Raw genomic sequence first — 12,019 nt, 5'->3', positions numbered from 1 at the left:
AAAGGTTCTTGATTTATTGGAACGTTCCATTTAGTAGCGTTGCGAAGGGAGAGATCGATGGACATTTCCTTGCCTGGTGAGGGTGGCGGCAGCACCCGGTACACGCTGGTCGGCGAACCGGTGCAGTCTGACATCGGCGCGCGATTTTCGCGTATTGCCTATGCCGCTGCGCACGTCGTTGCCGATCCGCTCGCCATGACCGATCCGTGGTCCAGGCCGGTGGTCGACTGGGACAGGACGATGGCGTTCCGTCACCATCTGTGGCGGCTGGGATTCCGCATCGCCGAAGCGATGGACACGTCGCAGCGCGGCATGGGCTTCGACTGGGCAAGCGCGCAGGAATTGATCCGCCGTTCGATCGCCGAGGCGCGTACCGTCGATGGCGCCGATCTCGCCTCGGGTGCCGGCACCGACCATCTGGCGCCCGCCGCCGCCAGGACGCTGGACGATGTGATCGCCGCCTATGAGCAGCAATTCGCTTTCATCGAAGGCTTGGGCGGCAAGGCGATCATGATGGCCAGCCGGGCACTGGCGGCAGTGGCCAAGGGGCCGGACGACTATGTCGGCGTCTACGACCGCATCCTGTCCCAAGCATCCGGCAAGGTCATCCTGCACTGGCTGGGCGACATGTTCGATCCGGCGCTCAGGGGCTATTGGGGCAGCGAGAATTTCGAGACTGCTCTCGATACAGTTGTTGCCATCATCGAACGCCACGTTGGCAAGGTGGAGGGGATAAAAATCTCACTGCTCGATGCCGGCAAGGAGGTCGCGCTGAGGAACCGTCTGCCGGACGGCGTCGTCATGTTCACTGGCGACGATTTCAATTATCCCGAACTGATCGCCGGCGACGAGAAAAGACACTCGCACGCACTGCTCGGTATTTTCGATGCGATTGCGCCGGTCGCCAATGCAGCGCTGGCGAAACTGGCGGAGGGTGACCGCGCCGGCTATGACACATTGATGGCGCCGACCGTGCCGCTATCGCGAAAAATCTTCGAGGCGCCGACCGAGTACTACAAGGCCGGCATCGTCTTCATGGCCTGGCTGAATGGCCATCAGGACCATTTTGCGATGGTCGGCGGCATGCAGTCGGCGCGCGGCATCCGTCACTATGCCGACGTGTTCCGCCTTGCCGACCAGGCAGGATTGCTCGCTGATCCCGATCTGGCGGTAGCCAGAATGAAGAGCCTTTGCACCGTCGCGGGCATCTGAAGCGCGGAAAGGCTGACCGGTCGAAGAGGACGCGTCGCCACGCGATTGCTGCGCCTGCCCAGGTGTTTCCGCTGTCGAACGACCGCGAGGGTGGTTTTCGCGTCACCAATTTTCTTGTGAACCAATTTCTCTCGAGGCGCGACCAAGCGATGTGTCCAAACATGGTCCATCAAGGAGAACGTCTGATGTTTACTGTTTCAAGAAACGTCCTTTTGGCCGCTATCGCCGTTTCGGTGCTGGCCGGCTGCAAGACAACCGCTCCCAGGGAATGCGACAAGCTGAAGCCTGGCGTCACCTACAACGGCAAATGCTGCGGTCTCGGAGAGCCTTGTCGCGAAGGCAAGGGCGGCGGCGACAGGCCGGGAAATACGCCTGATCCAGCGCCGCAATGATCTGATCGAGTGCGGCCCGTTCCGGTCAAACGCCGGGACGGGCGCGTTGCGCTCGAAAAACTCGCCAGTGTCCAGCTTCCCTTGGGCGAACGAAAATTGTCCAGCTCGGGCGAGCGGGCCAGGATGCCGATTCAAGTCTGATCGTCTGGTTGGATGGTGGGCGTGACAGGGATTGAACCTGTGACCCCTGCAATGTCAAAAACAGGCTTAACGCTACCTCTTGTTCCCGCGTTTGCCTCTATTGATTGAAATAATTGAACAAAATCGATTTTCAATTCCCTATAAAGCCCCGGGTCACCTTGCCATTCCCGATCAAATGATTACTATTTGATTGCTAGCTGGGGCTTATCATTTATGCAGATGCGAATTACTAAACGCTCCGTGGACGAGCTTGTCGCGGGCGAGATAGACGCCTTCTGGTGGGACGATTCCCTTAAGGGCTTCGGCGTCAAAGTGACACCTGCTGGCAAGAAAGTCTTCATTCTGCAGTACCGAGTTGGGAAGCCAGCGCGCCTCAGACGCAGCACAATCGGCGTCTATGGCCAGCCTTGGTCTCCCGATAAAGCACGTGAAGAGGCAATGCGCCTCCGCGGCTTGATTGCATCGGGGATTGATCCGTCAGTTCCAGCCCCGCACAAGTTACGAGCAACTGTCGAGCAGCTCTGGAAAATGTATGTCGAACAGGCGTGTGGTCACAAGAAGCCGTCAACTCTCGCTCGCGACCTGAGTTCGGCAAAACGTCACATCATCCCTCTGATCGGCGATAGAGAGGTGAGCAGCCTTAGCAAGGCGGACATTCAGACTTTCTTTTACGCCGTTAGGGCGGGCAAGAGCGCGGTTGATGAGAAAACTGGTCCACGAGGGCGGGCGATAGTCAAAGGTGGACCGGGTACAGCAAACAGAACATTGGACCTTTTTGCGTCGCTGATGACCTACGCGATCGATATAGGACTTCGATCTGATAACCCTGCGAAAGGCATTAAAAAATTTCCATTGAGAAACCGCGACCGCTATTTGACCTCTGACGAATTGAAACGTCTTGGTGACGCTTTAGAGGCGGTACAAGCGTCAGGTGCAAATCCGTTCGCGCTGAAGGCGATTCGCTTTCTGCTGCTTTCTGGCTCACGCAAGAGCGAGGTCCTAGCGCTTCAATGGAAATGGATAGATTTCGACCAGAATTTGATATCGCTTCCAGATAGCAAAACTGGCGCGCGGCTCCTTCATTTAGGGAGCGCTGCTAGATTGTTGCTCGAGACGTTGCCGAAGGTCGCCAACTCTCCGTACGTATTTCCGTCTGCTCGAGGTAATGGTCATGTGGTGGGGATACGAAAGATCTGGGATTTGGTGCGCAAGAAAGCCCAATTGGACGATCTCCGATTGCACGACCTGCGCCATAGTTTTGCCAGTTTGGCTGTTTCATCAGGGCTGAGTCTGTATGTCGTGGGAAAGCTTCTCGGACATACTCAAGCGAGAACCACGCAACGGTATGCCCACTTGGCGAAAGGACCGGTTAATGCTGCAGCAGATTCCGTCTCAGACGAGATCGCACTCAAGTTAGCCGGAAAGACAGAACCGGCTTCGGAAGGGTCTAGTTAGCTCAAACGTCTGCCGGTCTCATTCAACGAAATTTGCGACGTCCATTATTGTGAACCCAAGGCGCTTGCTTACCGCTCCCTTCGGACCGTAATCCTTCTGCGCTATGTCGTTGCAGAAGGCTTCATCATAAACGCTTGGAGGGCCTTTGATCTCGTCGTTGTAGGCAGCAAAATACCAGTGCGGATTCTTCCGCTCAGCGGTCGCCGCGAACTTCCTGGCTGCTTTTGTAAGAACAGACTTCCCGCCTGAAAAGCACTGCTCGGCGACACCGACGAATTGGCCAGCCTGAAGTGCCCCGGCCTTGGACTCTGGTCTCACTGCGGCTTCTGCCGGTGACAACAAGAAGGCAATGAATGCTGTAACAATCGACGTCCGACGCCAGCTGCTCATAGTGCGTTCGGATGCATTGATCGGGTGCCCGAGAAGGTTCGGGACTTCAGCGAGCATCCGTTGTGCCCCTCGATATGTTCAAAGTGCGCTCGCATCCCGTTATTGCTTTCTCGATGTGCTCGGACAGCACCATGGCACTCAGGACAGCGCTTAGTGAGGTCCGGGTTGAGCCCGAGCGCATCATGGACAGCTATGACGGCCCAACCGCCATCGACCTTCATTTCGCAGATATCAGTCTCCATGGCGCCACTATGACACTAGGCTTGTCCTATTCAAAGATCGAATTCCAAGGCTGAGACTCTCGATCACATGAGACCTTTTCAGCCGAACGAACCCGGGCCAGAGAGATCGGGGCAAGGCAAGATGATTGACAATAGGAATATTTTCCTGTATGCTGAGGGCGACCAGTTGCGCGGCTCGGCGCACCTTGGGTCAGACCTAACAGGAGTATTGACATGCCTTTGACAGATCGACCCGACACACCATGTCGGCACCATTCAAATCACACCGCAAGGGGCCTTCTGGCCCCTTTGTCATATCTGGAGGCAAGCGAATGAATGTCGCCTCCGAAACCACTCGCTCGCTGATCGTTTTTGGCCGGGATGATGCTCGCAAGGCCCACGCGTCGGTGTTCCTGCTACCCGAGGTCGAAGCGGCAGAAAGCGCTGCAAGGCTGATGGGGATGCATTCGCACCGCGTTGAGCCCGGCGAAGCACCCGAGATCGTCATGCGCCTTCCGGCTGGCAAGCTGTTCGATAGCGGCAAGGCTTTCGTGCCGTTCGTGAAGGCCGAAACTTATCAGCGCATCGCAGCCCTCGCAGGCGTCGCTGACGAGCGCGACAGCGGGTCGGGCGACGACAAGGCCGCCGACAGCCCCGAAAACGCCTCAGCGGGCTCGCCTGAGGCCGTGGTAGCCAACAGCGGGGGCGATGGTGGCAGCAAACCGGCGGCCGGTGGCACGAGCGACCTTTGGGCTGGTCTTGCCGTTGGCGATGTCGTGCTGGCATCGGAAGGACCCGACGAGGGATACTTTGAGGCCCGCATTATGAAAGCGAAAGCCAAGGGCATTTTCACCCTGAAGTTCAGGGATTACCCGGAAGCCCCGCAGGTCGACCGCAGCTACTACCAACTCGGCCTGATCCACCCCCGCCAGTTGGCGAAGAAATAAGCGGCGTTGCAGATGGGCCGGGTTCGTCCCGGCCCACCACCCCTCAATCAAACATCCATTCGAAGGAACCACCCCATGACATGCTCAACAGAGCGCGTCGGTCGGCTGTCGGCGGCTGATCGAACGTCACGTATTCGGACCCTAAACGACCAACTGCGCCAGACGGGCGCTGGCGGGCGTATGGTGATGTCCGCCGGTGTCGCCGCACTACCTGCCCAAGAGCTTGGCGCCATTCTGCTGGCCATCGCCAACTTCGACGCATTCGACGAGAACAACGATCCGTGGGGCCAGCACGATTGCGCTCTGCTGTACGTCGGCGATCGGCAGCTTTTCTTCAAGATCGACTACTATGACCGGGCGCTGGTGAACCTGTCGCCCGATGCCTCCGACCCTGCCGTCACCATTCGCGTCATGACAGTCATGCTGCCGGAGGAGTACTGATGTTCGCCCCTGCACAGGGCACAGGGGCTCATCCGCCAGCCCCTTTAGCCTTGCTTCGGCTTTCTGCCGGACGACAACGGCATAGGCTGCCGCTCCCCCTTAGCAGGCTCAATCAAAAGAGCCGCGGCGGGCACACCAAGGACGGTTGCCAAGGCATCCAACGTATCGATGGTTACGTTTTCCGAACCGCGCTCAACGCGGCCAACGTAAGATCGATCGATCTCCGCCGCCAATGCCAGTCGCTCTTGCGACAAACCTTGCTCTGTTCGGAGCTTGCGGAGATTCCAACCAATGATCTTGCGCACATTCATTGTGGGCAAGAAAGCAATATAAACGGCTTGACAATCGACGGACTGACAGTCCCCTATTCGTTTTGGGGATTGCTTCAGGTTCTAAACAAACCGGTGACGAAGCTTCAGGGGGATTGATATGAAAATTGCAGTTGGAATTATCGGCATTCTGCTTGGCATGATTTCGATGCTGCAGTCCTGCGCAGTGGCGACGGGTGGAAGCATCGCGGCCAATCATGACCTAGCGGGAGCTGGGTCCGTTGGCTTGTTGGTCGGTTTGCTGTTCTTTGTCGGCGGCGCCTTCGCCTTCGGCCTGCCGCTGATCTCGGCGATCATTTTCGTCGTCGGCAGCTTGTTTGCCTTCATCGCGGCAAGCGCATTCACCGATATGAAGATTTGGGCGTTTGCCGACCTGATCCTCGCCGCCATGGCATTTTTCGCATGGAGAAGCGCACGGCGTGGTCGTGCCGGATCGGCAACGGAGGCCAAGACAAAATGAGGTGGTGTGGATGGTCCAAAGGAGCAAATCGCCCATGGCCTCTTTGGGTGGCCGCGATGTTAGTCTGTTGGGCGAGCTCTGCTTCAGCTGTTTCAATATCGTGCAGCTCAGTATCCTCCGGGCGTTGGGAAGGTACTCCGAGCCTGGAATTTTTTAGCCTAGAAGACCTCGATGCGATTCTACAATCCGTTCGCGACTGCAAGCCCGGCAGATTTGATGTCACCCAAGAGGCTTTGGACCATTTCGTCTCCGAACTGGAAACAGCTCGCGCTACAGCAGCGACGTTTTACGCGGAGGCGCAATTCGTTAAGCTGCTCGGGCAAGCTGAAGCTCTTCCGGTCGCGCCATCGTCGGTGGCCGCTTTGAACCAGCTCATGCGTTCAAGAGAACAAGCGCGCTCTTTGTCACGGCAGGTCAGGGACTCTCAGGTGTCGAACCGACTGGAACTGGTCATCAAAGAGAAGCTGCGCGCTATCGAAGCGGCGGGAACGCAGCCAACGCTGCCGGAAGCCACGAATAGCGATTTCGCCTCGTCGGCAAGCGCTGTGAGCGCCGAGAGCAACGTGCTGCCATATGGACCTAAAGCAGGCATGACAATCACGATCACGGGTCGCTCCAGCCTCAACACAGACCACGCAGAGATCACGCTCGATAATGTCGCCGCTAACGCGAAGGGGTTCTGTGCCAACTCAAATGGGGAAACCGGCGAAGCTTGTGCGAAGGACAGTTTGGCGGGGGCAAAAATACAGTCGAGCGTCGTCGCAAATTGTGGGACCGGCAAATTCACCGGTCCTTGGGGGAACGGCTTTCAATTTGTTGGTCGCTCTGCTGAAGAAGGATATCCCTACGCGGTTATGCCAGACGTCATTCCCCACGAGGTGCTTGATTATAAGGCGAACTATGACGTGGCGGTCGAGACCTTCAAGGCACTCTGCCCCACCAGAGTGAAACAAGCTGACCGCGACGGACCAGTTGCGGAGGAAAGCTCGGAAGTTGGGCCAGATGACGAAACATCGCCCGATCTCACGGATGATGATGCCGGTTCGGAAGTCGCGCTCAGCGGATCATCGTTCCGTGGCCTGCAACTCGGCATGACAACAGCCCAGCTTACGCAATCGTTGGATCGATCATTTGCCTTAACCTCAAAGTGGGCTGGCACCGAGCTGCAAGCGTTTGCTGCCCTTGCCGAAGGCATGAACTCAGGCATACCCACCAGCCAGACGCTGTTCATAGTTAAAGGTCCACAGGCTTGCGGGCAGATTGTAATGCGCGACGGCGTTGCCGCCCGCCTGCGGTTCTACCAGTGCTACTTCGATATCGGCGATGGGATGTCGATCGGCGATTTCGCGCAACAGATCGCGGAGACCTACCAGCTTGAAGACGGCATGTCTGGTCACTGGGAAATGCGCGGCGATGGAGCGTACCGATTCAAGTACACCGAGTATGTCGGTGTCAGGCAGACTACATCTGAGCGCTTCACGGCTTCGCTCCATCAGATGGACAACAATCTAACCCTGACCGTTGAACGAGTTCCCCACGCCAACTTCAACTGAGATCCTTCGAGGGCCTCGGAACTCAAGTGCGGCTAATGGCGTCTAGACGATCGACTTCTCTTTTGAGGTGATTGAGCGTTGCATAGCCAGAACGGCTCAATTGCAAAATTTCTATGATCATCCAAGCCACCCATTGGCTAAACTGGGCAACGTCTTTTTCAGTGACGTGCTGGTGGGCGCCGCGATGGACTGCAAGCGATCTTAGATCGTACATGTCGCTGATTTGCTTCTTCAGCTTCCCGTATTCAGAGAAATGAACGAAACGAAACCCACCGTAAGTCAGTATGCTCGCAAGCCCAGACGAGACAGATTGAGACACCCTCTCCTTCTCAAGAGAGAAAAAGGCTTCGACGCAGCTCCAATATTTGACGATTCTCATGGTCAGCGGAGTGTCGCGGTGCGCATCTGAGAACCAGTAAATCGCCCTTTCGATTGCTTCCTCGACCTCTGTCTTGTTGCCTTTCTGTAAATTCTTCGCCGCGAGCCCGATCATTCGCATCGCGTCAGACCTGTCCGACAACTCGGTATCTAGCGAAAATGGCTGTCCTCTTGGAGATCCAAAATGCGTGGTAACGTGACTGTCGGCTTGGCTCCAAGACATCCAAACTGAGCGGCCCGGTGCATCCTCTGGAGTCATGCCCGTACCGATGCGAAACCCTGCAGCGCCATTCTCGTATCTAGCAGCGGCAGCGATTGCAATCAGGCCAACGACCAACACGGTCTGTTCTGAGAACAATCGTCGCGCCACTCTTTCAGTCGCGAAAGCTGAACCATAGAGCCACAAAGCGCCGGGCCGAGCCTCCAATATAGAAGGATCCGGGTGCTTCTCGTAAGAGACGTTCGCCGATTTCAGGACAGAAATCGGACTTCGCAGTACCCTCATCGGTCCGAGACTGAATGGGTCCTCCGATTCCAGTTTTATGCCAAAAATTGGAACGATGAAGAAATGCTCGTGTATCTCGCCGGTGACCACATTAGATATGGCATCGAGGACCTCTTGAGGATTGTCAGGCATAAGAGCTTGAGATAGCCAATCCTGCACGGCGCTTTTCCATGCCCGCCAGATGTCCGAATAGTCTGCCTTTCCATCGAAATAATCGTGCCGAGATATTATCTCGACGACTTGCGTGAATTTTTCGAATCCAAAATCAGTGAGATATAGATGCTTGTTCTTTCTGATCCTAAGCTCCCTAGCGAGAGTTCTGTCGCGCGGTATCTCGCTTATGGATTTGGGAGCTATAAGTGACTTGGACTTAAATATGTCTTCGGCGCACGAGTATAGAATACGCAGTTCCTTTGGCGTGAATGGCTTCCCCATATTGCCCTTCTCAATGCGCTGAGCAAGGCCTCAGCGGCTCCCCGCAGGATAACCAGCGATGACGGAGATCGCTTCAGCGTGGTAGATCACCCGTTCGAAGTTTCCAAGCCTTACATCTGATGCGGTCTCAGCGCCGCAAAAGATGACTGTTGTCCAGTCGTGATGGGCGTTCAGGGTTTGACGCGTCTGATACGTTTTGGCGAAACAGGCGGCGCGAAGTGGGTACGCCTCGGGCTGGCCGTCGCCGAACCGTTCGCCTGGATGCTTGAATTCCAGATGGACCGCGAGAATGCGGTTTAGAGAATTTCGAAAGAAAAAAATTGCATCCGACTCGAGCCCCTTACTATCGGGAATTCGACAAGTGCATCCACCATCTAAACCGCACCAGTAGTTGGCCCAGAAAGGCTGTATTGTAGGCCGCGTTCGCCAACGCACAGCGCGCTGTTCGTCTACGAGAGCGGAACTGCCGGTGTAAGTTGGTTCCGCCGACGTGCCCCTAATCAACCAATCTCTGACGTGTTGAGAGGTAAATACGCTCTCAGCAATGGCAATCAAGTAATGTTGGGCTTTTCCCGAATATGCAGGCATGGGAGTTACCTTAATGTCGCTGCGAACATGAAACGTGTTGATGATCCCGCTAAGCCGAAAGACGGGAAGGCGGACTTACCGGAAATTAGACCGGCTATCGCGAGCTTTCTCGGTTCTTGAAAGCCTGTTCAATAGCTCCTTTGACTTGCGAAACGAGCGCTTTGTCATGTGACGACAGCACATGGACGTCGCCGCTGGAAGTGCGCAAGACCAGCGTCGATTTGGAGGGCAGCATCGTAGTTGCGAAACCTAAGCCGAAAAAAATAAGGACGCCCCACAGAAGGCCAGCTTTCATCCAAACATAAATGGAAAAGATAATCGTCACCAGCATTAAAGCAGCACCGTAGCCTCCGGCCTCCTGCTTAATGCTCACACTTCCAATGCTCGAAATCTGATAAGTCACATTCCCGAAGATAGCGGTTGCATCCGTGACGTGGATGCCTCCACTTGTGAAGTTGACCTTCTCCATGCTTCCCCCACCCAGTTTTTCTGCCCTTTTGGACGGTGGAGCATTCTCTGGTCATTGCCAAGCGTTTTGTGACTTGTTGTTTGCGGGCGCTGAGCTCTCACAGTTGCGCGGACGGGTTTTCCGGACTAGTCGAAAAACGCAATCAATTGGGAGATGAAACGTGTCGGATGCTGCAGCAGAAACTCGTGACGCCGATTTGTTGGAGCTGACTGCGGATATCGTGGCGGCCTACGTCCAAAAGAACGCTGTGCCTGTCGCCGGGCTCCCCGACCTTATCGCCAGCATCAATTCTGCATTGGTAGGGATTGGTCTGCCTGCGAAGCAGCCGGAGCCTGAACTCATTCCCGCAGTGAATCCCAAGAGGTCCGTGTTCCCAGACTACATTGTTTGCTTGGAGGACGGAAAGAGGTTCAAATCCCTCAAGCGCCACTTGAATGTCCACTATGGGCTGGCGCCGGAGGAATACAGGTCCAAGTGGGGCTTGGCTCGAGACTATCCGATGGTGGCGCCAAACTATGCTGCTCAGCGGTCCGCCCTTGCGAAATCCTCAGGCCTCGGCCGAAAGGCGGTTGCAAAAGCTGCACCAAAAAAACCTGCAGCCAAAGCCAAGAAGCCTGCCGCTCGGCTGCCGAAGCCCTGAGCCGATGATCTCAATGAGCAGAACCGCTGCCTTGGGCGCGATTGTATTGCTAGGGTTGACGGTATGTCCTGCTGCGGCCCAGCAGACCTTTGACGGTTACGACTGCACGGCCGACTGTTCTGGTCACCAAGCAAGGATACGATTGGGCCGAACGAAATGGCATTTCGGACGCCAATGACTGCGACGGCAACAGCCAATCCTTCAATGAAGGTTGTCAGGCGTATGTGGAAAAGCAGCAGCCATTGCCTGACGATGAAGACACTTCCGATGAGGGCGACGAGGACAGTTCAGGATAGCCAGATAGTGCTTTCTCCTTCTCTAGACTCTTCCGCCTGACGGAAGCATTCTCCCCTCGGGGAGATGGCTATGGGCAATTCTGTTCAGCCGTGGGTTAGACGGCGAAGGCCTTGGTGGCGTTCGCTTCTGCGCGCTCGCCTGCCTATTTCTCTGGCGCTGCTTGGCACTGCGTCACTGGCTTATGTCGCGACAGACACCCAGCGCTCACTTCCAAATGTTCATTATCCCGGCACGTCAAAGACCTCCCTCGCCGTGCGTAGAGTGGGCTGTGACATCAAGGGGAACATCAACGATGGCGGCGAGCATATCTATCATGTGCCCGGTCAAGAATATTATTCGGCTACGCGCATAAACCCGGCGCGAGGCGAGAGATGGTTCTGCTCCCAATGGGAAGCGTGGTGGGCTGGGTGGCGGAAGGCCAAAGTATGAAGACAATAGGCAAACGGATCGGATCCCTAATCGCGATTGTGCTCGCGTTACCGGCTCTGTCTATGCGGCTGGAGGCGAGCCAGTGCTTCGACATCTCCAAAGGACAGCCGGAGCATCTGTCTGGCCAACTCCTCTACAAGATATTTCCGTATCGCTCGATCCTCGGTCGGCTGCTCTGCCGGTCCGAATACGGGTGGGAGATCGCCGGTGTCGTCGCGGTCGAAGGCGGTGACAACGATGAGCTTGGGTGCTTTCTGTTGACGCAGCAAATGCGCGTCTAAGGATGCTGGTCTCGCAGCTCGCGTAGCCATCAATACCCAGTGCCGACATTTGCGAAAGCGACGTAACGCGTCCTCGTGTCTAGACCAGTGAGGGTGCGATTGAAGCGGCCGAGGAGCACTACCGCGAAAACTGTGGGAAAGGACCGAAGTCATGAAAGAAGAAATCACCGCCGAGATGAGCAGCGGCAACGTGTTTGCGGACCTTGGCTTTGACAATCCCGAAGAGGAATTGCTCAAGGCCAAGCTGGCCCGCGAGATCCGCGCCATTATCAAACACCGCCGCCTGACTCAGGCGAAGGCGGCTGAGATGCTTGGGATGAAACAGCCCGACTTCTCCGACATTGTCACCGGTCGTACGGGGAAGTTCTTGATCGACCGCCTTGTCCGCTGTCTTGAATCGCTCAATCGGGCTGGAAAGGTCGATGCGGAGGACAAATAGACATCAACCCCGACACC

At 56.2% G+C, this 12,019-nt stretch carries 19 protein-coding genes; 13 read left to right on the top strand and 6 right to left on the bottom strand.

From position 1 onward, the window contains the following. Positions 1-57 precede the first annotated feature (57 nt). The 3 genes from NKH95_RS11020 to NKH95_RS11010 all read left to right on the top strand — a co-directional run bounded on the left by NKH95_RS11020 (position 58) and on the right by NKH95_RS11010 (position 3,200). Positions 58-1,212: a dihydrodipicolinate synthase family protein gene (locus NKH95_RS11020; protein ID WP_023810080.1), complete on the top strand. Its 1,155-nt coding sequence runs from the start codon at positions 58-60 to the stop codon at positions 1,210-1,212. A gap of 185 nt (positions 1,213-1,397) precedes the next feature. Continuing rightward, positions 1,398-1,604: a hypothetical protein gene (locus tag NKH95_RS11015; RefSeq protein WP_023810079.1), complete on the top strand. Its 207-nt coding sequence runs from the start codon at positions 1,398-1,400 to the stop codon at positions 1,602-1,604. Positions 1,605-1,958: 354 nt separating this feature from the next. Next, positions 1,959-3,200: a tyrosine-type recombinase/integrase gene (locus NKH95_RS11010; protein WP_352891561.1), complete on the top strand. Its 1,242-nt coding sequence runs from the start codon at positions 1,959-1,961 to the stop codon at positions 3,198-3,200. A gap of 18 nt (positions 3,201-3,218) precedes the next feature. Here the strand turns inward: NKH95_RS11010 and NKH95_RS11005 are convergent, their stop codons facing one another. Continuing rightward, positions 3,219-3,647 carry a hypothetical protein gene (locus NKH95_RS11005; RefSeq protein ID WP_352891559.1) on the bottom strand — a complete coding sequence of 143 codons (429 nt, stop codon included), beginning with the start codon at positions 3,645-3,647 and terminating at the stop codon, positions 3,219-3,221. Then, positions 3,587-3,784 carry a hypothetical protein gene (locus NKH95_RS33450; protein ID WP_502895205.1) on the bottom strand — a complete coding sequence of 66 codons (198 nt, stop codon included), beginning with the start codon at positions 3,782-3,784 and terminating at the stop codon, positions 3,587-3,589. Before NKH95_RS33450 ends, NKH95_RS11005 begins: the two co-directional genes overlap by 61 nt. Between NKH95_RS33450 and NKH95_RS11000 the strand changes: the two genes are divergently transcribed. From NKH95_RS11000 to NKH95_RS10990, 3 genes are all read left to right on the top strand, one after another. Beyond that, the gene (locus NKH95_RS11000) at positions 3,722-3,886 is read left to right on the top strand and encodes a hypothetical protein (RefSeq protein WP_352891558.1); all 165 of its coding nucleotides are present in this window, start codon (positions 3,722-3,724) and stop codon (positions 3,884-3,886) included. The genes NKH95_RS33450 and NKH95_RS11000 overlap by 63 nt on opposite strands. A 257-nt stretch (positions 3,887-4,143) precedes the next feature. Further along, positions 4,144-4,758, top strand: a complete 615-nt coding sequence (locus tag NKH95_RS10995) for a hypothetical protein (protein ID WP_352891557.1) — start codon at positions 4,144-4,146, stop codon at positions 4,756-4,758. A gap of 186 nt (positions 4,759-4,944) precedes the next feature. After that, complete coding sequence (locus tag NKH95_RS10990) at positions 4,945-5,199, top strand: DUF3768 domain-containing protein (RefSeq protein ID WP_352891555.1); 255 nt, start codon at positions 4,945-4,947, stop codon at positions 5,197-5,199. Positions 5,200-5,243: 44 nt separating this feature from the next. Here NKH95_RS10990 and NKH95_RS10985 read toward each other — a convergent pair whose 3' ends face one another. Next, positions 5,244-5,510 carry a helix-turn-helix domain-containing protein gene (locus NKH95_RS10985; protein WP_352891554.1) on the bottom strand — a complete coding sequence of 89 codons (267 nt, stop codon included), beginning with the start codon at positions 5,508-5,510 and terminating at the stop codon, positions 5,244-5,246. Between the two features lie 118 nt (positions 5,511-5,628). Here NKH95_RS10985 and NKH95_RS10980 point away from each other — a divergent pair, with 118 nt between their 5' ends. Together NKH95_RS10980 and NKH95_RS10975 are read left to right on the top strand one after the other, a co-directional pair. Beyond that, a complete protein-coding gene (locus NKH95_RS10980) occupies positions 5,629-5,988 on the top strand; it encodes a hypothetical protein (protein ID WP_352891553.1) in 360 nt (119 codons plus the stop codon). Between the two features lie 233 nt (positions 5,989-6,221). Continuing rightward, positions 6,222-7,541, top strand: a complete 1,320-nt coding sequence (locus NKH95_RS10975) for a hypothetical protein (protein ID WP_352891552.1) — start codon at positions 6,222-6,224, stop codon at positions 7,539-7,541. Between the two features lie 22 nt (positions 7,542-7,563). Here NKH95_RS10975 and NKH95_RS10970 read toward each other — a convergent pair whose 3' ends face one another. The 3 genes from NKH95_RS10970 to NKH95_RS10960 all read right to left on the bottom strand — a co-directional run bounded on the left by NKH95_RS10970 (position 7,564) and on the right by NKH95_RS10960 (position 9,916). Then, the gene (locus NKH95_RS10970) at positions 7,564-8,859 is read right to left on the bottom strand and encodes a hypothetical protein (RefSeq protein ID WP_352891551.1); all 1,296 of its coding nucleotides are present in this window, start codon (positions 8,857-8,859) and stop codon (positions 7,564-7,566) included. A gap of 30 nt (positions 8,860-8,889) precedes the next feature. Further along, positions 8,890-9,447, bottom strand: a complete 558-nt coding sequence (locus NKH95_RS10965; protein ID WP_352891550.1) for a hypothetical protein — start codon at positions 9,445-9,447, stop codon at positions 8,890-8,892. Between the two features lie 94 nt (positions 9,448-9,541). Further along, positions 9,542-9,916: a DUF6232 family protein gene (locus NKH95_RS10960; protein ID WP_352891548.1), complete on the bottom strand. Its 375-nt coding sequence runs from the start codon at positions 9,914-9,916 to the stop codon at positions 9,542-9,544. Positions 9,917-10,076: 160 nt separating this feature from the next. On the opposite strand from NKH95_RS10960, the gene NKH95_RS10955 reads away from it, so the two are divergent. The 5 genes from NKH95_RS10955 to NKH95_RS10940 all read left to right on the top strand — a co-directional run bounded on the left by NKH95_RS10955 (position 10,077) and on the right by NKH95_RS10940 (position 12,002). Continuing rightward, positions 10,077-10,556, top strand: coding sequence for a Ros/MucR family transcriptional regulator (locus tag NKH95_RS10955; protein ID WP_352891547.1), 480 nt, complete (start codon positions 10,077-10,079; stop codon positions 10,554-10,556). Positions 10,557-10,645: 89 nt separating this feature from the next. Continuing rightward, positions 10,646-10,852, top strand: coding sequence for a hypothetical protein (locus NKH95_RS10950; RefSeq protein WP_352891546.1), 207 nt, complete (start codon positions 10,646-10,648; stop codon positions 10,850-10,852). A gap of 64 nt (positions 10,853-10,916) precedes the next feature. Beyond that, complete coding sequence (locus tag NKH95_RS33445) at positions 10,917-11,282, top strand: sunset domain-containing protein (protein ID WP_502895197.1); 366 nt, start codon at positions 10,917-10,919, stop codon at positions 11,280-11,282. Beyond that, positions 11,225-11,563 (top strand): hypothetical protein, encoded by a 339-nt coding sequence (locus NKH95_RS10945; protein ID WP_352891544.1) that lies wholly within the window; start codon positions 11,225-11,227, stop codon positions 11,561-11,563. Before NKH95_RS33445 ends, NKH95_RS10945 begins: the two co-directional genes overlap by 58 nt. Before the next feature lie 151 nt (positions 11,564-11,714). Next, a complete protein-coding gene (locus tag NKH95_RS10940; RefSeq protein WP_352891543.1) occupies positions 11,715-12,002 on the top strand; it encodes a helix-turn-helix domain-containing protein in 288 nt (95 codons plus the stop codon). The last annotated feature ends 17 nt before the right edge of the window (positions 12,003-12,019 follow it).

The organism is Mesorhizobium sp. M0848 (assembly GCF_040319805.1).
In the GTDB taxonomy this organism is placed as follows: domain Bacteria; phylum Pseudomonadota; class Alphaproteobacteria; order Rhizobiales; family Rhizobiaceae; genus Mesorhizobium.
This window is presented reverse-complemented; position numbering and strand designations above follow the sequence as displayed.

Coding starts and splice junctions, on each gene's coding strand:
- NKH95_RS11020 (WP_023810080.1), top strand. CDS start 58: ATGGACATTTCCTTGCCTGGTGAGGGTGGCGGCAGCACCCGGTACACG.
- NKH95_RS11015 (WP_023810079.1), top strand. CDS start 1,398: ATGTTTACTGTTTCAAGAAACGTCCTTTTGGCCGCTATCGCCGTTTCG.
- NKH95_RS11010 (WP_352891561.1), top strand. CDS start 1,959: ATGCAGATGCGAATTACTAAACGCTCCGTGGACGAGCTTGTCGCGGGC.
- NKH95_RS11005 (WP_352891559.1), bottom strand. CDS start 3,647: ATGCTCGCTGAAGTCCCGAACCTTCTCGGGCACCCGATCAATGCATCC.
- NKH95_RS11000 (WP_352891558.1), top strand. CDS start 3,722: ATGGCACTCAGGACAGCGCTTAGTGAGGTCCGGGTTGAGCCCGAGCGC.
- NKH95_RS10995 (WP_352891557.1), top strand. CDS start 4,144: ATGAATGTCGCCTCCGAAACCACTCGCTCGCTGATCGTTTTTGGCCGG.
- NKH95_RS10990 (WP_352891555.1), top strand. CDS start 4,945: ATGTCCGCCGGTGTCGCCGCACTACCTGCCCAAGAGCTTGGCGCCATT.
- NKH95_RS10985 (WP_352891554.1), bottom strand. CDS start 5,510: ATGAATGTGCGCAAGATCATTGGTTGGAATCTCCGCAAGCTCCGAACA.
- NKH95_RS10980 (WP_352891553.1), top strand. CDS start 5,629: ATGAAAATTGCAGTTGGAATTATCGGCATTCTGCTTGGCATGATTTCG.
- NKH95_RS10970 (WP_352891551.1), bottom strand. CDS start 8,859: ATGGGGAAGCCATTCACGCCAAAGGAACTGCGTATTCTATACTCGTGC.
- NKH95_RS10965 (WP_352891550.1), bottom strand. CDS start 9,447: ATGCCTGCATATTCGGGAAAAGCCCAACATTACTTGATTGCCATTGCT.
- NKH95_RS10960 (WP_352891548.1), bottom strand. CDS start 9,916: ATGGAGAAGGTCAACTTCACAAGTGGAGGCATCCACGTCACGGATGCA.
- NKH95_RS33445 (WP_502895197.1), top strand. CDS start 10,917: ATGGCTATGGGCAATTCTGTTCAGCCGTGGGTTAGACGGCGAAGGCCT.
- NKH95_RS10945 (WP_352891544.1), top strand. CDS start 11,225: ATGGTTCTGCTCCCAATGGGAAGCGTGGTGGGCTGGGTGGCGGAAGGC.
- NKH95_RS10940 (WP_352891543.1), top strand. CDS start 11,715: ATGAAAGAAGAAATCACCGCCGAGATGAGCAGCGGCAACGTGTTTGCG.